At 73.0% G+C, this 17,019-nt stretch carries 19 protein-coding genes, 2 tRNA genes and 1 pseudogene; 12 read left to right on the forward strand and 10 right to left on the reverse strand.

The genetic code is table 11. The features are described 5' to 3' along the window. Positions 1 to 79 precede the first annotated feature (79 nt). Genes O7622_RS10010 through O7622_RS10025 form a run of 4 tightly spaced genes read left to right on the forward strand, consistent with a single transcriptional unit; the run spans position 80 to position 2,746 of the window. Positions 80 to 799 (forward strand): energy-coupling factor ABC transporter permease, encoded by a 720-nt coding sequence (locus O7622_RS10010; RefSeq protein WP_282313068.1) that lies wholly within the window; start codon positions 80 to 82, stop codon positions 797 to 799. Next, entirely contained in the window at positions 796 to 1,215 is a 420-nt protein-coding gene (locus tag O7622_RS10015; protein WP_282313069.1) for a PDGLE domain-containing protein, read from the forward strand. The genes O7622_RS10010 and O7622_RS10015 overlap by 4 nt, the downstream gene beginning before the upstream one ends. Positions 1,216 to 1,217: 2 nt before the next feature. Next, on the forward strand, positions 1,218 to 1,988 hold the full coding sequence (cbiQ, locus tag O7622_RS10020; protein WP_282313070.1) for a cobalt ECF transporter T component CbiQ: 771 nt from the start codon (positions 1,218 to 1,220) through the stop codon (positions 1,986 to 1,988). Beyond that, positions 1,985 to 2,746, forward strand: coding sequence for an ABC transporter ATP-binding protein (locus tag O7622_RS10025; protein WP_282313071.1), 762 nt, complete (start codon positions 1,985 to 1,987; stop codon positions 2,744 to 2,746). The genes cbiQ and O7622_RS10025 overlap by 4 nt, the downstream gene beginning before the upstream one ends. Before the next feature lie 128 nt (positions 2,747 to 2,874). On the opposite strand, the gene O7622_RS10030 is transcribed toward O7622_RS10025, so the two are convergent. Genes O7622_RS10030 through O7622_RS10045 form a run of 4 tightly spaced genes read right to left on the reverse strand, consistent with a single transcriptional unit; the run spans position 2,875 to position 5,811 of the window. Continuing rightward, positions 2,875 to 3,960, reverse strand: coding sequence for a hypothetical protein (locus O7622_RS10030; protein WP_282313072.1), 1,086 nt, complete (start codon positions 3,958 to 3,960; stop codon positions 2,875 to 2,877). Then, entirely contained in the window at positions 3,957 to 4,673 is a 717-nt protein-coding gene (locus O7622_RS10035; RefSeq protein WP_114919583.1) for a thioredoxin domain-containing protein, read from the reverse strand. Before O7622_RS10035 ends, O7622_RS10030 begins: the two co-directional genes overlap by 4 nt. Next, positions 4,666 to 5,193, reverse strand: coding sequence for a MauE/DoxX family redox-associated membrane protein (locus O7622_RS10040; RefSeq protein WP_282313073.1), 528 nt, complete (start codon positions 5,191 to 5,193; stop codon positions 4,666 to 4,668). The genes O7622_RS10035 and O7622_RS10040 overlap by 8 nt, the downstream gene beginning before the upstream one ends. 30 nt (positions 5,194 to 5,223) lie before the next feature. Further along, the gene (locus O7622_RS10045; RefSeq protein WP_013284395.1) at positions 5,224 to 5,811 is read right to left on the reverse strand and encodes a sigma-70 family RNA polymerase sigma factor; all 588 of its coding nucleotides are present in this window, start codon (positions 5,809 to 5,811) and stop codon (positions 5,224 to 5,226) included. Between the two features lie 212 nt (positions 5,812 to 6,023). Between O7622_RS10045 and O7622_RS10050 the strand changes: the two genes are divergently transcribed. The 3 genes from O7622_RS10050 to O7622_RS10060 all read left to right on the forward strand — a co-directional run bounded on the left by O7622_RS10050 (position 6,024) and on the right by O7622_RS10060 (position 9,435). Next, entirely contained in the window at positions 6,024 to 7,700 is a 1,677-nt protein-coding gene (locus tag O7622_RS10050) for a copper resistance protein CopC (protein ID WP_282313074.1), read from the forward strand. 16 nt (positions 7,701 to 7,716) lie between these two features. Continuing rightward, positions 7,717 to 8,442 carry a YcnI family protein gene (locus O7622_RS10055; RefSeq protein WP_282313075.1) on the forward strand — a complete coding sequence of 242 codons (726 nt, stop codon included), beginning with the start codon at positions 7,717 to 7,719 and terminating at the stop codon, positions 8,440 to 8,442. Between the two features lie 141 nt (positions 8,443 to 8,583). Next, complete coding sequence (locus O7622_RS10060) at positions 8,584 to 9,435, forward strand: hypothetical protein (RefSeq protein ID WP_282313076.1); 852 nt, start codon at positions 8,584 to 8,586, stop codon at positions 9,433 to 9,435. A 102-nt stretch (positions 9,436 to 9,537) separates the two neighbouring features. On the opposite strand, the gene O7622_RS10065 is transcribed toward O7622_RS10060, so the two are convergent. After that, positions 9,538 to 10,833, reverse strand: a complete 1,296-nt coding sequence (locus O7622_RS10065) for a glycosyltransferase 87 family protein (RefSeq protein WP_282313077.1) — start codon at positions 10,831 to 10,833, stop codon at positions 9,538 to 9,540. A 74-nt stretch (positions 10,834 to 10,907) separates the two neighbouring features. Here O7622_RS10065 and orn point away from each other — a divergent pair, with 74 nt between their 5' ends. Together orn and O7622_RS10075 are read left to right on the forward strand one after the other, a co-directional pair. Next, on the forward strand, positions 10,908 to 11,498 hold the full coding sequence (gene orn, locus O7622_RS10070) for an oligoribonuclease (RefSeq protein ID WP_013474266.1): 591 nt from the start codon (positions 10,908 to 10,910) through the stop codon (positions 11,496 to 11,498). A 90-nt stretch (positions 11,499 to 11,588) separates the two neighbouring features. After that, positions 11,589 to 11,664 (forward strand) — tRNA-His (locus tag O7622_RS10075). Positions 11,665 to 11,724: 60 nt separating this feature from the next. Here O7622_RS10075 and O7622_RS10080 read toward each other — a convergent pair. Both O7622_RS10080 and O7622_RS10085 read right to left on the reverse strand, forming a co-directional pair. Further along, positions 11,725 to 13,017 carry an Ig-like domain-containing protein gene (locus O7622_RS10080; protein ID WP_282313078.1) on the reverse strand — a complete coding sequence of 431 codons (1,293 nt, stop codon included), beginning with the start codon at positions 13,015 to 13,017 and terminating at the stop codon, positions 11,725 to 11,727. Between the two features lie 162 nt (positions 13,018 to 13,179). Next, positions 13,180 to 14,454, reverse strand: a complete 1,275-nt coding sequence (locus O7622_RS10085) for an Ig-like domain-containing protein (RefSeq protein ID WP_282313079.1) — start codon at positions 14,452 to 14,454, stop codon at positions 13,180 to 13,182. Between the two features lie 187 nt (positions 14,455 to 14,641). Here O7622_RS10085 and O7622_RS10090 point away from each other — a divergent pair. The 3 genes and pseudogenes from O7622_RS10090 to O7622_RS10100 all read left to right on the forward strand — a co-directional run. Next, positions 14,642 to 14,717 (forward strand) — tRNA-Lys (locus tag O7622_RS10090). Between the two features lie 276 nt (positions 14,718 to 14,993). Next, positions 14,994 to 15,248, forward strand: a complete 255-nt coding sequence (locus tag O7622_RS10095) for a hypothetical protein (RefSeq protein WP_091329812.1) — start codon at positions 14,994 to 14,996, stop codon at positions 15,246 to 15,248. A 39-nt stretch (positions 15,249 to 15,287) separates the two neighbouring features. Next, a pseudogene (locus O7622_RS10100) lies at positions 15,288 to 15,386 on the forward strand (kinase); the annotation flags it as partial. On the opposite strand, the gene O7622_RS10105 reads toward O7622_RS10100, so the two are convergent. The 3 genes from O7622_RS10105 to O7622_RS10115 all read right to left on the reverse strand — a co-directional run bounded on the left by O7622_RS10105 (position 15,378) and on the right by O7622_RS10115 (position 16,944). Then, the gene (locus O7622_RS10105; RefSeq protein WP_282314099.1) at positions 15,378 to 15,578 is read right to left on the reverse strand and encodes a DUF6010 family protein; all 201 of its coding nucleotides are present in this window, start codon (positions 15,576 to 15,578) and stop codon (positions 15,378 to 15,380) included. The pseudogene O7622_RS10100 and the gene O7622_RS10105 overlap by 9 nt on opposite strands. A 138-nt stretch (positions 15,579 to 15,716) precedes the next feature. Continuing rightward, positions 15,717 to 16,220: a polyketide cyclase gene (locus tag O7622_RS10110; protein ID WP_282313080.1), complete on the reverse strand. Its 504-nt coding sequence runs from the start codon at positions 16,218 to 16,220 to the stop codon at positions 15,717 to 15,719. Further along, the gene (locus O7622_RS10115) at positions 16,210 to 16,944 is read right to left on the reverse strand and encodes a class I SAM-dependent methyltransferase (protein ID WP_282313081.1); all 735 of its coding nucleotides are present in this window, start codon (positions 16,942 to 16,944) and stop codon (positions 16,210 to 16,212) included. The genes O7622_RS10110 and O7622_RS10115 overlap by 11 nt, the downstream gene beginning before the upstream one ends. Between the last annotated feature and the right edge of the window lie 75 nt (positions 16,945 to 17,019).

Raw genomic sequence — 17,019 nt, forward strand, 5'->3', positions numbered from 1 at the left:
ACGCGCGGGCGCGGTGACGAGCAACATGTGTAGTTGCAAGATATTGGCAACAGTGCCGTCCTGGAAATACGCTGAGCCCGTGGACACCCTGGCGATGCACATCTCCAACGGGATCATCAACGGTCCGGTCGCCGCGATCTTCGCGGCTCTCGCCCTCGCCGCGCTCGCCTTCTGCGTGCTGCGGGGCCGCGCCGACCTCGACGATCGGCTGGCCCCGATGGCCGGGTTGGTGGCGGCGTTCATCTTCGCCGTGCAGATGCTCAACTTCCCGATCTTCACCGCCGGGGTCAGCGGTCACCTGCTCGGCGGCGCGCTGGCCGCGCTGCTCGTCGGCCCGTGGGTCGGCGCGCTCTGCGTCGCCGTGGTGCTGATCGTGCAGGCGCTGGTCTTCGGTGACGGCGGGGTGGCGATGCTCGGCCTCAACATCACCAACATGGCGCTCATCGGCACCGCCGCCGCGTACCTGCTGATCGCGCTCCTGCTGCGCGTGCTGCCGCGTACCCCGGCCGGGCTGGCGGTGACCGCGTTCGTCTCCGCGCTGGTCAGCGTGGTGGTCGCGTCCCAGGGCTTCGTCCTGCAGTACTGGCTGGGCGGCACCACCGACCTCGGCGGCAACCTCACCGGCCTGGCCGGCACCATGGCCTTCGCCCACCTGCTCATCGGCATCGGCGAGGGCCTGATCACCGCGACCACTGTGGTCACCGTCGCGAAGGTCCGGCCCGACCTGGTGTACGCGCTGCGCGCCCTCAAGCCGGCCACGCCGGCTCCCGCCGTCCCGGTCGCCGGAGGTGCCCGATGAGCAAGCGTCACTGGCCGTTCGTGCTCGGCGGCCTGCTGGTAGCCCTGCTGCTGGCCGGCGTGGTCAGCAACTACGCCTCCTCGCACCCGGACGGGCTCGACTCGTCGCTGCTCAAGGGCTGCACCGTGAACGCCGACGACGAGATCACCGGCGGCAGCTGCCCGGCCCAGCAGGCCAAGGACCACGAGCTGGCGGACAGTCCGCTCGCCGACTACGGCGTACGCGGGATCGGCAACGACTTCCTGTCCACCGGCCTGTCCGGCGTACTCGGTGTGCTTCTCACCTTCGCGTTCGGCGGCGGCCTGTTCTGGCTGGCCCGCCGTCGCGGCCCGGCTACGCCTGCCACGCCCGGCCCGAACACCGCGAGCGCCGACCCGGCGGACGAGGCCGCGACTCCGTCCACCGGCACCCGCTGACCATGGGCGCCGGGCACGCGCACGTGCTCTACCGCGAGTCCGGCTCGCCGGTGCACCGCCTCCCGCCGGAGGCGAAGATCGCCGCGATGGTGCTGTTCACCGTCGCGGTGGTGGCCACGCCCCGGGAGGCGTACTGGGCCTTCGGCGGCTACGCGCTCCTGGTCGCCGTGGTGGCCGCGCTGGCCCGGGTCGGCCCGCGCTGGCTGCTCAGCCGGGCGCTGATCGAGCTGCCGTTCGTGTTGTTCGCGTTCGCGCTGCCGTTCCTCGGTGCCGGGGAGCGGGTCGAGGTGGCCGGGCTCGCCCTGTCCGTCGACGGGCTGCACGGTGCGTTCAACATCCTGGCGAAGGGCACGCTCGGCGTACTCGCGTCGCTCCTGCTGGCGGCGACCACGACGACGCGTGACCTGCTGCTCGGCCTGGACCGGCTGCGGTGCCCGCAGATCCTCACCCAGATCGCCACGTTCATGCTGCGCTACCTGGAGGTCCTCGCCGGCGAGGCCCGCCGGATGCGGGTGGCGCGGGTGTCGCGCGGCGACGATCCGCGGTTCCTGTGGCAGTTGCGCGGCTTCGCGGCCGGGGTCGGCGCGCTGTTCCTGCGCGCGTTCGAGCGCGGCGAGCGGGTCTACCTGGCGATGCTCTCCCGCGGCTACACCGGCCGGATGCCGGCGGTGTGGCAGGGGGCCGGCGCGGCCACCGCCGGCCAGTGGGCGGCCGCCGCGACGGTGCCGGCGATCGCGGCCTCCATCGCCGCCGTCGCGCTCGTCCTGCAATGATCGGGTACGTGCAGCAGCCGCCCTCCCTCGACGTCAGCGGCGTCCGGTACGCGTACCCGGACGGTCACGTCGCCCTGCACGGGGTGGACCTGACCGTGCCGCGCGGCGAGCGGGTGGCGCTGCTCGGGCCCAACGGCGCCGGCAAGACCACGCTCGTGCTGCACCTCAACGGCATCCTCACCCCGACCGAGGGCACGGTGAGCGTCGGCGGCCTGGTCGTCAGCCGGGATCGGGACACGCTGGCCGAGGTGCGCCGCCGCGTCGGCATCGTCTTCCAGGACCCGGACGACCAGCTGTTCCTGCCCACAGTCGCCGAGGACGTGGCGTTCGGGCCGGCCAACCTGGGCCTGCGCGGGGCGGAACTGGCCGCCCGGGTCGACGAGGCGCTGGCGGCCGTCGGCATGAGCGAGCACCGGGACCGCGCACCGCATCACCTGTCGTTCGGGCAGCGGCGTCGGGTGGCGGTCGCCACAGTGCTGGCCATGCGCCCGGAGATCCTGGTGCTGGACGAGCCGTCGTCGAACCTCGACCCGGCCGCGCGCCGGGAGCTGGCGGAGATCCTGCGCGCCCTGCCGGTGACGCTGCTCATGGTCACGCACGACCTGCCGTACGCGGCCGAGCTGTGTCCCCGATCGGTGATCCTGGACGGCGGCCGCATCGTCGCCGACGCCCCCACCGCAGACCTCCTGTCCGACGAGGTACTGCTGACCGCCCACCGCCTGGAACTCCCCTACGGCTTCGCCCCCCGCCCAACCTGACCCGCGCCCTCCGCCCTCCACCCTTCCGCGTCGATCTTGCACTTTCTGCCCGGGCAGACCGGGGCAAAAGTCACCTCCGAGGGGCAGCAACTGCAAGATCGCCGGGGCGGGCCGGGACGGGGCGGGGGTCAGGGCACGGGGGTTGGGTGAGCGGGGTGGGCTGCTCTTGCGGCTGTGCGCAGGCGCAGCAGCCCTGCCGCCACCGCGCCGGCGCCTGTCGCCAGGCTGACCACCACGAGCACCCGGACCAGCACGGCCGGACCGGCGGCGGGGGGGATCGAGCGGGACAGCGCGGCCAGGTTAGTCGCCCCGGCGAACAGCGTGAGGCAGGCGCCGGCGAGCGCCAGCACGAAGTCGGCGGCCGGGCGGCGGGCCAGCGCGTACCCGCCCGCGGCGAGCGCGCCGAGCCCGGTGAGCAGCGTCCACACCTGGCCGGTGACCAGCTCGGCGAGCGTTCCGCCGACGCCGGGGGCGCCGGTGTCCAGCGCGCGGGCGACGGTGAGCGCCACCGTGGCGGCGCCGCCCAGGGCGAGCAGGGCGCCGACCGCGCGCAGCGCCCGCACCCCGGCGGCGGTGCCGCCAGGCGCCAGCCCGGCCGCGCCGATCAGCAGGAAGCCCAGTGTGGCGGCAACCCACCAGGGGTACGGGTCGGGCGGCGGCACCCAGTCCAGCATGCCGCGTACGGCTCCGGCGGTGTCACCGGCGCGCAGCGGCACCGTCCAGTCGCGTACCCGGTGCTCCCGATCCGGTGCGGTGGCGACGGCGGCCGGCGGAGCCTCCTCCCGCCACAGCGTGCGCTGGTCGTGCCAGCGGGCTGTGGGTCCGTCGTCGATCCGCCGCCAGTCCGGCGCGGCGGCCGGGTTCGCCTCGGCCGGCAGCCGGGTCTCCCCGGCCAGCGTCCGGTTCAGGTAGGTGGCGGGGGAGCGGGTGTTCTCGTACACGCCGCCCGGGCCGATGCGCAGGTACGGCTCACCGGAGTAGCCGAGCACGGTGACCTCGGCGCCGGTGTCGTTCGTCAGCTCCAGCCGCGCGCCGGCCTCCACCATGCGCGCGGTGAGCCCGGGGCGGTCCGGGTCGACGCCGCTGATCGTGGCGCGGTAGTCGGTGCCGTCGGGCGCGTCCGCGCCGTGCGCGGCGGCCGGCGCGGCGAGCGTGAGCAGTGCGGTGGCCGCGACCGCGAGCACCAGCGCGGCCCGGCGCAGGGGTGCGATCACTTGCCGGCCGCCTCCACCGCCGACTTGATCCCCTCGGGGCTGCGGTCCTGGAGGTCACTGCCGTTGACCTTGATGGTCGGGGTGCTGGTCACGCCGGACTTGCTCGCCTCGTCGGTGACGTGCTCGGTCCACGGCCGGTACGTGCCGTCGGAGACGCAGGAGGCGAACTCGTCGCGGTTCAGCCCGACGCCCGCGCCGATGTCGACGAGTTCGTCGTTGCTGAGCCCGGCGCCGCCCTCCGGCGGCTGCTTGGTGAACAGCTGGTCGGTGAACTCGCGGAACTTGCCGCCCTGCGCGGCGCAGCCGGAGGCGGCCGAGGAGCGGGTCGAGTATTCAGTGGTGGAGAAGCGGTTCAGGAACGCGACCGGGTGGAACACCAGCCTCGCCTTGCCCTCGCTGACGAGCTGGTTGAGCGTCTCGCCGCTGATCTGCTGGAACTGCTTGCAGGCCGGGCAGAGGTAGTCCTCGTACAGGTCGATGGTGACCGGCCCGGTGCCGAGCACGATGCCGGTGCCGGCGTCGTCGGCCCCGGGCGGGGCGGTGAACTCGTCGGACTTCTGGCTGGAGTAGACCGCCCAGCCGATGCCACCGGCGATGACGAGCACCAGCACCGCGGCGATCGAGGTCCAGAGCGTGCGCTTGCGCCGCTTCTCCCGGGCGATCTGCTCGCGTACGACCCGGGCCGCGTCCTTGCGCCCCTTGCGACTACTCATCGGTGTCCTCCACGGTGTCGTCGCCCGCCAGCCACCCGTCCACCGAGAACGGGGTGCGGGGCCAGATCAGCAGGAACCCGGCTAGCACCAGGAACCCGAGGTCCCGGAGGATCTCCGGGAGGTAGCTGGGCGTCTGGCCGGCGGCGAGCTGCCCGCCGCTGCCGAAACACCCGCAGTCGATGGCCAGGCCGCGGGACCAGGCCGAGGCGATGCCGGCGATGAAGACCACGAGCAGCGCCGCTGACACGCCGGCGCTGATCCGGGTCGCGAGCCTGGCGAGCAGCAGGACGCCCAGGGCCAGCTCGACGAACGGCAGCGCCGCGCCGATCACAGTGGCCACGTCGTACGGCATCACCTGGTACGCGTTCACGGCCCGGCCGGAGGCGGCCAGGTCACCGACCTTGGTGCCGCCGGCGATCAGCCACACGGCTGCGAGTCCGAGGCGGGCCGCGACGCCGAGCCAGGGCCGCAGGGCCTGCCAGCGGCCGGCCCGAGGTGAGGGGGAGGGGGTCACAGTCATTCGTCGTCCGAGCGCCACGAAAGGTTCCCGCTATCCGGCCAGCGTGTCGCCGACGGCGTCGACCAACTCGTCGCGGGCGCGGGCGACCCGGGAGCGGATGGTGCCCACCGGCACCCCCTCCACGTCGGCGGCCTCGGCGTACGACAGGCCGAGCAACTGGGTGAGCACGAACGCGGAGCGCCGCTCGGCGGGCAGCCGGCGGACCAGGTCGGTGGCGCCGAGCTGCCCTGCGGGGTCCGGGTACGGGCGGTCGGTGGCGGCCTGGGCGGCGAGCCGCGCGTCCAGCCGGCGACGACGCACGACCGTGCGCAAATGGTCGGCGCAGGCCCGCCGGGCGATGCCGAGCAGCCAGGTCCGCACGCTGGAGCGCCCCTCGAAGCCGGACAGCGCCCGGAACGCCCGCAGGTACGTCTCCTGGGTCAGGTCGTCCGCGCTGTCCGGGTCGACGAGCGCGGCGGCGAAGCGCCACACCTCGGCCTGGGTGGCCCGGACGAAGGCGGCCTGCGCGTCGCGGTTGCCGTCGCGGGCGGCCAGCGCCCAGCCGGTGGCCGCGTCCCGGGCAGCGTCGGGCGCCGACTCGGGGCGGTCGGCGGCGGTGTCGCGCGGGCCGGGGATCACGTCACCCGAGGTTACGCGGCGTACCTGGAGGGGACAGGGTCCTTCGACCCATTCCGTGGTCCCGCACACGCCGGGAACTTTTTCCGCCGGCCGTCCGACTACCCTCCCATGACCTCCGAGCAGGCCCGGCGTGGCGCGCGCCGCCGTCCGGGTGGGCGCTCGGTCACGCCCGTTCGAGACCGGCTCGCCGGGCCCGCCCCGGTTCGGGAACCATGGCGGTCATGACTGCTGCCGTACGCCGCCCGTCCCGGGTCGTCGCCGTCCGCTCCGGGGCCGTCGCCGGGCTGCTGCTCCTGCTGGTCGCCCTGCTGCTCACGCCGGCCTCCCCGGCCGCCGCCCACGCGGTGCTGGTGAGCAGCAGCCCGGCCGCCTCCGCAGTGGTGCCCGAGGCGCCCGCGCAGGTGGTGATCACGTTCAGTGAGGGCGTCCGCAAGGTGCCCGGGAAGGTACGGGTGATCGCCCCCGACGGCTCGCGCGCCGACCGGGGCGAGCCGACGTTCCAGGGCGCCGAGGTCACCATCCCGGTGGACCCGTCCGGCGGGCGCGGCACCTACCTGGTGAGCTACCGGGTCATCTCGGCCGACAGCCACCCGGTCTCCGGCGCCTTCACCTACTCCGTCGGCGCGCCGTCCGAGCCACCCGCCGACAGCGGTTCGGACAACCGGGCGAACCCGGTCACCGAGAACGCGGTGAAGGTGACGAAGTACGCGGGCTACGTCGGGTTGCTGCTGCTCGTCGGCCCGGCGCTGGTGCTCGCCGCGCTCTGGCCGCGCCGGCTGTCCCGGCGGGGACCGGCGCGGCTGGCCTGGACCGGGCTGGGTCTGCTGGCGGTGGCCACTGTGGCCGAGGTGTGGCTACAGGTGCCGTACGTCAGCGGCGGCGGCCTGTTCGACGTGACCGGTTCCGGCCTGAGTGACGTGCTGGGCAGCGCCTACGGCACCACGCACCTGGTCCGGCTGGGCCTGCTCGCCGCGGCGGCGTTCCTCCTCCGGCCGCTGTCCGCCGGTCCGATCGGCCGTACCGACGGGATCATCCTGGCGGTCCTCGGCGGCGCGGCGCTGTTCACCTGGCCGCTGGCCGGGCACGCGGCGGCCTCGCCCGCGCCCGCGGTGTCGGTGGTGGTGGACGCGGTGCACCTGGGCGGCATGGCGGTGTGGCTGGGCGGCCTGGTCATGCTCGCGGTGTTCCTGCTGCGCCGGGCCGACGAGCGTGAGCTGGACGCGATCCTGCCGATCTGGTCCCGCTGGGCCGCGCTCGCGGTGGCCGCGCTGCTGCTGGCCGGCACCGTGCAGGGCCTGATCGAGGTGGCCGGCCTGCAGGCGCTGTTCGACACCACGTACGGCCGGCTCCTGCTCGCCAAGATCGCGCTGTTCGTGCTGGTGATCGGTGTGGCCGCGTACTCCCGGGCGCTGGTGCGGCGGCGGGTCGCCGCCGGCCGGCCGGGCTCGATGCGGCGGGCCGTGGTGGCCGAGCTGGTGATCACGGCGGTGGTGCTGGGCGTGTCGGCGACGCTCGTGCAGACCACCCCGGCGCGGACCGCCGCCGCGAACGTCGCGGGCGCCGAGCAGGGCTACTTCTCGGCCACGCTGAGCAGCCCGATCTACTCGCTGGAGGTCCAGGTGGACCCGGCCGAGACCGGCAACAACTCGATGCACCTGTACGCCTACACCAAGGACAGCCGCCCCCAGCCGGTGCAGGAGTGGAAGGTCACCGCCGCGCTGCCGTCGGCCGGGATCGAGCCGATCACCGTCCCGCTGCTGCCGCTGAGCGACAACCACGCCACCGGCGAGGTCAATCTGCCGGCCCGGGGCGACTGGCAGGTGCGCATCACCGTCCGCACGACCGACATCGACCAGGCCACGGTGACCGCCACCGTGCCGATCAAGTAACGGAAGGTCCCATCTGATGATCCGTCTCCGGCGCCCCACGACGATCGCCGCGCTGACCCTCACCGCCGTCGCCACGGCCGTGCTCGGCCTGGCCGGCCCGGCCTCGGCGCACGTCACGATCAACCCGGCCGAGGGTACGCAGGGCGGCTACGGCCGGTTCGCGTTCCGGGTGCCGAACGAGAGCGACACGGCGTCGACAGTCAAGGTCGAGGTGAACCTGCCGGAGAACGCCCCGGTCGGCTCGGTCTCCACCATGCCGGTGGCGGGCTGGACGGTGGCGGTGGAGAAGCGCAAGGTCGACCCGCCGATCGAGGTGCACGGCAGCCAGCTCACCGAGGCGGTCTCCAAGCTGACCTTCACGGCCGCGCCGAACGGCGGCGTGAAGCCCGGCGAGTTCCAGGAGTTCCCGGTGTCGATGGGCCCGCTGCCGCAGGTTGACACGATGGTGTTCAAGGTGCTCCAGACGTACTCCGACGGCAACGTCTCCCGGTGGATCGCGGAGCCGACGCCGGGCGCGGAGGAGCCGGAGAACCCGGCGCCGGTGCTCAAGCTGGCCGCGGCGGCGCCCGCCTCGCCGGGCGCGAGCGCGCCGGCCGCCGCGGCGGACGACGACGATGACGACGCCGGCGCCGGCGCGGCCGTCGCCCTCGGTGTGGCCGGCCTGGTCGCCGGGCTGGGCGGCCTGGCCCTCGGCGGCCTGGCGTTCGCGCGTACCCGGCGGGAGCCCGCCGCGAAGTCCTGAACGCGAGCCACGCACCGGCCCGGCGGAACGATCTGCCGGGCCGGTCGCCGTTCCGGCCCCGGTGCCGCCGATATCCGGCGATCGGCAGACCCCCGTCGGTAAGGTCGGCCGGGTAATCGGCTACCGAGAGGGACGACGCGAATGCGTTTCGTACGCACGATCACCGGCGTGGTGCTGCTGGCGTTGGGGATTCCGGCGCTGCTGGCGGGCGGGGGTCTCTGGCTCGCCGCCCGGCACGCCGGCCCGGACGGCGGCTTCGGCGCCCGGTTCGAGCCGGTCCGCACGCCGGCCCGCGCGGTGCTGGTGACCGACGTGGACGCGTTGCTGCGCGCCGACCTGCCGCCGGCGCGTACCGGGCGGGCCCGGCTGCACCTGACCGCGCGGGACGACGACGGCCCGGTCTTCCTCGGCCTCGCCCCGGCCGACCAGGTGCGACGGTGGCTGGCCGACGTCCCGCACAGCACCGTGCGCCGCGTCGCGGTCACCCGGGGCCCGCTGCCTGTCGATCTCGACCCGGCCACCGCCGGCGCCGCCACCGCCGCGCCGATGACGGAGCCCTTCTGGGTACGCGAGGGCGTCGGCTCCCTGCAGTGGAGCCCGGCGGAGCTGTCCGGCCGGTCGCTGAGCCTGGTCGTCATGCGCGTGGACGGCGCGGACGGGCTCGACCTGCGGATGCGTGCCGAGCTGCGGGCCGGATGGTTCCCCGGGCTGGCGTGGGCGCTGCTGGCCGGCGGGACGCTGCTGGTGGTGCTCGCCGTGGCGGTGCTGCTGCGCCCGCTGCGGCCGCGTGAGGTGGTCTTCGTGGTCGAGCCGGACCAGGTGCCGATGCTGGCCGGGCGTCTCGGCGTCACCTCGCTCAGCGGGCTGGGCCGGCAGCCGGGCCCGGCGTCGCGACCCGAGCGGCACCTGGTGGCGGTGGGCTCCGGGACGGGCGGGCGGACCCGTGCGGCGATCGCCGCGCCGCCCCGCCGGTGCCCCGACGACGAGCACTGACGACGGGAACCCGAACGGCCCTCCGTGCTGCCGACGCGGAGGGCCGTTCTTCACCGGGGGATCGGTGCTACCTGGGAGAAAACTGAGGTAGTTGATACCAGATTAGCGCTGATCGCGGTTTGTTGCGAGGTGTGTCCGTTCATTCCGGGTCATCGGTTCCTCGCCCGCATGCCGGCGGATCGGCAGCACCGCGAGCAGGAGCAGGCTGAGCAGCACGTACACGTTGCGGACGACGAAGTCGACAGGGTCGTCCGTGTGCACGATGGCGGTGCCCCAGTCCTGGAACGTCACCAACCCGTACACGATCGGCAGGCCGACGACGGCGACGAGCGCGAAGAGGCCGCCGCGACGGCGGGCCCCGGCGGGCGTCGCCGGATCGGCGTCCAGTGCCGCGTCGACGAGCACCACCAGCGCGGGGACGAACCAGTAGAGGTGGTGGATCCAGGTGATCGGGCTGACCAGCCCGCCCACCAGCCCGGTCAGGGTGAGACCCACCAGCGCGTCCCCCGCCCGGGCCGCGCGCGCCGCACGCCAGAGGCCGAACGCGGCCACCGCCAGCGCGAGCAGCAGCCACAGCAGCCGGTCCGGCTCGGCCGGCGCGGTCAGGCGGCTGAGCAGCCCTAACAGCGACTGGTTGCCGGTGTAGTCGGGGCGGCCCACCCGGTCGGTCACCCACAGCTCGTGGGTCCAGAACCGCCACGAGTCGCCCGGCGCGACCGCCGCGGCCAGCAGCGTGGCCACCGCCGCTGTCACAGCCGCCACCACCGCCGCCCGCCACTTCCGGGCGGCCAGCAGGTAGAGCACGAAGATGCCGGGGAACAGCTTGAGCGCCGCGGCCAGGCCCACGCCGACACCGGCCCAGCGCCGCCCCTGCGGTACGGCGAACAGCAGGTCGGCCAGGACCAGCACCACCAGCAGCATGTTGATCTGCCCGAGCGTGAGCGTCTCCCGCGTGCTCTCCACAGCCAGCACCAGCAGCACGGCGACGGTCAGGCCGAACCCGCGCGGCAGGTCGTGCCGCCGCAGCACCGGCAGCACCAGCCAGCGGGTGGTCACCACCACGGCGGCCACCGTCAGCACCGCGAAGGCGGCGATCGCCACCCCGAGCCGCAGGTACCCGAACGGCGCCAGCAGCAGCGCCGCGAACGGCGGATAGGTGAAGTAGAGGGCGCCCTGCACCCGGTCCGGCTGGACGTAGTCGTAGAGCGGATGCCCGGCCGCCCACCAGTCCATCGCCGACATGTAGATCTTCTGGTCGTAGTAGTCGTGACGCAGGTTGCGCAGGTAGAGCGCCGGCAGGATCGCGGCCAGCGCCAGCACCGTGACCACCCGGCGAGCCGTACGCCCGCCCGCGTCGTCGCGGGCGACGGCGGGTGGGGCGACGGGTTCGGCTGGCACGCAGGAAACCCTAGCGGTCCACCTCGGCCACCGGGCCGAGGCGCGGGCGGGTCGGCGGCGCGTAGTCTGTTCCGGTGGCTGATCTTCTCGTCTGGATCGACTGTGAGATGACCGGGCTCGACCTGCGGCGGGACGCCCTGATCGAGGTCGCCGCGCTCGTCACCGATCCCGACCTCAACGTGCTCGGTGACGGCGTGGACGTGGTGATCCACGCCGACGACGAGGCGCTCGACGGCATGCCGGAGATCGTGCGGACCATGCACGCCAAGTCCGGCCTCACCGAGGAGGTACGCCGCTCCACGGTGACGCTGGCCGAGGCCGAGGACATGGTGCTCGACTACGTGACCAGCTACGTGAAGGATCCGCGTACCGCCCCGCTGTGCGGCAACTCGATCGCCACCGACAGGGGCTTCCTGGCCCGCGACATGACCCGGCTCGACGCGCACCTGCACTACCGGATGATCGACGTGTCCTCGATCAAGGAGCTGTGCCGGCGCTGGTATCCGCGGGTGTACTTCGGGCAGCCGCAGAAGGGCCTGGCCCACCGGGCCCTCGCCGACATCCGGGAGAGCATCCGCGAGCTGGAGTACTACCGGCGGACCGTGTTCGTGCCGCTGCCGGGCCCGGACGTCGAGGCCGCGAAGGCGATCGCCGCCCAGCTGTGACGCCCCGGCCGAACCCGGTGGACGGGGTCGGCCGGAGTGTGGCTATGATTAGTCCGCGCACCGCCCCGGGTGACCGGAGCGGCGAGCATGGTGGCTGTAGCTCAGTTGGCAGAGCACCGGGTTGTGGTCCCGGTTGTCGTGGGTTCAATTCCCATCAGTCACCCCAACACGAAGCCCCCTCCTCCGGGAGGGGGCTTCGTCGTGTGCCGGGTGTCCCGGCGGCCGGTCAGGGGGTCGGCTCGACGCTCGGCGTACCGGCGTCCGGCGTGGTGTCGGCCGACGGCGGCTCGTACGGCAGGGCGCTGCCCTTGACGTACTCGTCCCAGCTCATGTTCCAGTCGGTCCAGCCGTTGCCGTTCTGGAGCTTGCGCTCGGTGCCCTTCACGGTGATCGGGTCACCGATGCGGGTGTTGGCGAACAGCCAGTTGCCTTCCTTCATCGAGACGTTGACGCAGCCGTGCGACACGTTCGTGCGGCCCTGCACGCCCTCGGACCAGGGCGCGGCGTGGATGAACTCGCCGCCCCAGGTGAGCCGCTGGGCGTAGTCGATCTCGGTGCGGTAGCCCTCCTCCGGGCCCAGCTCCTCCATGGTGTCGAAGACCGTGTGCCGGAGCTTCTCGATCACCACCATGGTGCCGCTGGAGGAGGGGGTGCTCTTCTTGCCCAGGCTCACCGGGATGGTCTTGACCACCTTGCCGTCGCGGGTGACAGTCATCCGCTTGGTGCGGTTGTCGACAGTCATCACGAACGACGGGCCGATCTTGACGTCGACGCTGAGGTCGGTGCGGCCGTACCAGCCGCCGCCCAGCGGCAGCCCGCCCGCCTGCACCTTGTAGCTGACCGTGCTGTTGGCCTTCCAGAACGTCTTCGGCCGGTAGCGCACCTCGGTCGGGCTCACCCAGTGCCAGATGCCCTCCTGGGCGGGCTTCGAGGTGACAGTCATCCGGCGCTGGATGTCGTCGCGGTAGTCCTCCGGGATGGCCCGGCCGAACTTCACGATCAGCGGCATCGCCACGCCCACGACCTGGTTGTCACCCAGGAAGCTGGTGACCCGGATCTGCTTGGCCGGCTTCGCCATCGTGGTGAACGTGCTGGTCGCGGTGGCGGGCTTGCCGTCGTCGCCGGTCGCGGTGACGGTCGCCGTGTACGTCTGCCCGTACTCCAGGGCCGCTGACGGCAGCCAGCTCGCACCGTCCGCCGCGAGCGTGCCGTCGACGACCTTGCCGGCGGCGTCCTTCAGCTCGATCGTGGTCTCCTGCGCCTCCTCTGTGGTGAAGGTGACGGCGGTGGACGCGGGCACGTCCTTGGCGTCGGCGGCGGGCTCGCTGATGGTGGCCGCCGCCTTCGGGGCCTTCTCGCCCCCGTCGTCGCCGCCCTGCCAGCTCGACGGCTTGTCGCCGCCGCTGGTGCAGGCGGTCAGGGCCATCGCGGCGGCGAGCAGCCCGGCCGCCAGCGCACGGCGGCGGCCGACGCGTCGGGCGCTCGCGCCCCGGGTCCGTTCGTCCTGGCCAGCTCGCATGAGTCCCTCACAAAGTGATGCCGTGCCCCGTCGTCTCTGGTCAGACGCGCCGGAGCGGGTACGCGTTGCCGGACGTGAAACGGAACACCCTGCGCGGGTGTAACGATTCCGCCGTCGCCCGGCGCTTTGTCGGAGGTGGCATGTCCGACCACGTTACGCCGGTCAGAACGGCGCCGGCTGCCCGCCCTGCGGAACCGGCAGCGCGCTGCCGGCGACGAACTGCGACCAGCTCATGCTCCACGCCGTCCAGCCGTTACCGGGGGCCAGGCGGCGTTCGGTGCCCTTCACCGTGATCGGGTCGCCCACGAGCGTCTTGCCGAACAGCCACCGGCCGTTGGCCATCGACACGTTGACGCAGCCGTGCGAGACGTTGCGGCGCCCCTGCACGCCCTCGGACCACGGGGCGGCGTGGATGTACTCGCCGCCCCAGGTGATCCGCTGGGCGAAGTCGATCTCGGTGACGTAGCGGTTGGCCGGGTCGGGCTCGCTGCGGGTGTCGAAGACGGTGGACTCCTTCTTCTCCATCACCACCATCGTGCCGCTGGATGAGGGGGTGCTCTTCTTGCCCAGGCTGACCGGCAGCGTACGGATGACAGTGCCGTTCTCGGAGACCGTCATCTGCTTGGTCGCGTTGTCCACGGTCATCTCGAACGCGCGGCCGATCTCGGCGGTGGCGCTGCGGTCGATGTTGCCGTAGCGGCCGTTGCTCAGCGGGATCCCGGCCAGCGCCAGCCGGACCCTGATCGTGGTGCCGGTCTTCCAGTACTCCGGGGCGCGGTAGTACGCCTGGGTGCCGTTGTCGACCCAGTGCCAGGCGCCGGGCTGCGGCGGGTCGGTCTGTACGAACATCCGCTTCTGCACCGCCGCCCGGTCCTTCTTCGGGATACCAGGGGAGAACTCGGCGACCACGGGCATGGCCACCCCGTACGTCTTGCCGCTGAACATGTAGAGGCCGGAGCCGATCATCGACTTGGGCTTGGCCATCGTGGTGAACGTGCTGGTGCCCTGGTAGGTCTGCCCGTCCTTACCGGCGCCGGTGACAGTGGCGGTGTACCTGGTGCCGTACTTCAGCGCGGCCGACGGCACCCAGCTGGAGCCGTCGCGCCGCATCCTTCCGGCGACGCCGGCGCCGTCGGCGGCGGCGAGCACCACCTTCGACACGGTGCCGCCGCCGGGGATGCGGGCGCTGATCTCGGTGCTGACCGGCCGGCCGTTCGCGCCGTCGGCCGGGCTCACCGTCAGCGGCGGCGCGGCGGCGCTGTCGCTGGGTGCGGCGCTCGGGTCGGGCGCGGAGGACGAGACGCCGCCGACCTGCTGCTGGCCGGGCACGAACTCCGGCTTCTTCCCCTCGTCGCCGCCGCCGCACCCGGTCAGTGCCAGCGACGCCGTCAGGACCAGGGCGCCCACCGTCGCCCCGGCCCGCGCGAACCTGCCCATGCCCACCCCTGTCCTCGCGTGCCTGGCGGACATCGTGCCGTATCGACGCTCGCACGCCCGCCCCCGCGCCGGGTCAGGTGACCGTTTTGGCCGCTTTCGCCGGTTAAGCTCGTCCGAAGGGTGGACCCCGGTATCGGATTGGAACCCGGCTCGGCGGGCGTGCTAATCTTCTTCCCGTTGTCAGCGAGCGCCGCTAGCTCAACTGGCAGAGCAGCGGACTCTTAATCCGCGGGTTCGGGGTTCGAGTCCCTGGCGGCGCACCAACGAGCAAGGCCCTGACCAGGTGTTCCGCGCCGGTCGGGGCCTTTTTCGCGTACGCGGGTGCCGCGCGGGCCGGCGCCGCCGGTGATCGTCCGTGGGTGGAACGCCGCGGGTGTCAACCCGGACGAAAGGCGCCCCCGGCGTTCCACCGAGGCGGTTGGCCTGGTGGTGCCGCGGGCCACGGCCTGTCGGCGCGTCTTGTGTCGCCGCCCTAAGCTGATCATGGTCGCGCGGCCACGAGGGACGGTCGGGCGACGACGATGAGAATGGGAGAAGACATGAAAGCCTTCCGACGGCCGCGGATCCGCAGCCTCGTCGCCGCCACCTCGGTCGCGGGCGCCCTGGTGCTCGGTCTGGGCGCGCCCGCGTACGCGGATTACTCGAGCCCGACCTACTCGACCCTGAAGGCATGCAACGAAGCCCGGCCCAAGTACCAGTCGTCGTGGACGAAGCCGCAGGCGTGCCGCCCCATGTACAACTGGGACGGCACGAAGGTGATCGGGTACGCGTTCCTGGTGATCACCCGGGCCTGATCGGCATCCGCCCGCGGTACCTGACGCCCGGGAGGGATCGTGTCCGCTGATGCCACCGGCAGCTCGGACACGATCCTCGTCTGCATCCGGGGCAACTCCGGCTCGGGCAAGAGCAGCATCGCCCGCGAGCTACAACGTGTACGAGGTGAGCCCGGCGTAGCCGACCGCCACGAGCAGGGCGCAGAACGCCAGTTCCCACAGCCCGAATCCGCCGCCGCTGACGTAGGCGGCACCGGCCCCGGTGACGACGAGCGCGTTCAGCCGTCGCCGGTGCGGCTCGGGCACGAGGGAGTTGAGCCCGACGTAGACCAGCCCGATCACGACCGGCATGACATAGCGAAGCACGACCAGCCCTCGTTCCCGTTCGTGGAGAAGCGTGTCGGGAAGGAGCCTAGGAAGGCCGGCCACCGGGGACGAGGGGCGAAAATGCCAGTGTCCGCCGGATTCTCGCCACGCCGGTGCCCACGGTCAGCGGTCCGCGCCCTGCTCGGCGAGCCGCTTGATGTTCAGCAACTGCCGGCGGGCCATCACCAGGTCACCGAGGCAACCGCCGAGGGCGATCACCGGGTTCGTCCGCATCACCACCTTGAGCAGCAGACGGGTGGCGGTCCCGGCGTCCGGCACCAGGACGTACGACAGCACCGCGCCCATGATCTCGCCGGTGAGGTGGTGTCCCGGCTCGACCGCGAGGATCCGGCCCCGCCGCCGCCCGCCGGCAGTCGTGAACGCCTCGCCCACCACCGGCTCGGAGAGGTCCACCAGCCGTTGCGGTGAGCGGCGGCCGAGGTTGTCGATCCAGTCGTACGAGTACGGCGCGAGCCGGATCTGGGCGACCCACCGCCACACGGCGGAAGGTGGCGCGTCCACGCTCACCCCGCGCCACGCCCGCAGGTTGGGCGCGGGAACGAAGTCGTCGCACGGGTACCGGCGACGTGTCTCGTCGTCGGAGACACCCCACCTGTCACCGAGCATCGGCCCGGCCCAGCACCAGCGTGGTCCGCAGGTCGAGCACGACTGTGCCGCCGAAGTCGTCGACCAGCCGGCCCAAGGCGGCGATCCCGTGTCGCTGCTGCTCCGCCGTGCGGGACAGGTACGGCCCGAACGTGCGCATCAGCGCCAGGTACCGCTCCTTGTCCAGCGGCAGCTCCCGCCGGAACACCTCCCGGCGTACGTCGTCGAACTGCCCGCTGTCGAGGATGTCCCGATGGAACCAGTCGACGGGCCGCTCCCGGACGGCGGGGTCGACCGATCGCAGCGCGGCCCGGACCGCGGCCTGCTGGTCGGCGTCGGCGTAGTCGTAGCGGTGCCCGAAGACGGCGAGCGTGCCGCCGGGCGCCAGGGCACGCCGGGCCAGGGCGTTGCGGGTGGCGGCGTCCAGCCAGTGCCAGGCCATCGCGCAGGCGAGCACGTCCACCCCACCGGCGGGCGGCGGCCATCGCTCGAACGTCGTCGCCTCGATGCGGGCCTCGGGGAACCTCTCGGCCAGCCGGGCCGCCATCCGTGCGTCGGGCTCCACGCAGGTCAGTGGCGCGCCGAGGCGGACCAGCACATCGCTGCCCTTCCCGGTGCCCGCGCCGACCTCGGCCACCGACGCCGGTGTGCCGCCGTGGTAGGCGAGGATCGCCTCGGCGATCTCCGGCGGATATCCGGGCCGCGCGCGCTCGTACAGGTCGGCCACCGTACCGAAGACATCCATCACCAGCAGGATACGGTTCCGACCGGTCCCCGACAGACCGTGCGGAAACCGGCCCACCCGCTTCTACAGTCCGCA

The sequence above is a fragment of the Micromonospora sp. WMMD1076 genome, assembly GCF_029581475.1.
Taxonomy (GTDB): domain Bacteria; phylum Actinomycetota; class Actinomycetes; order Mycobacteriales; family Micromonosporaceae; genus Micromonospora; species Micromonospora aurantiaca.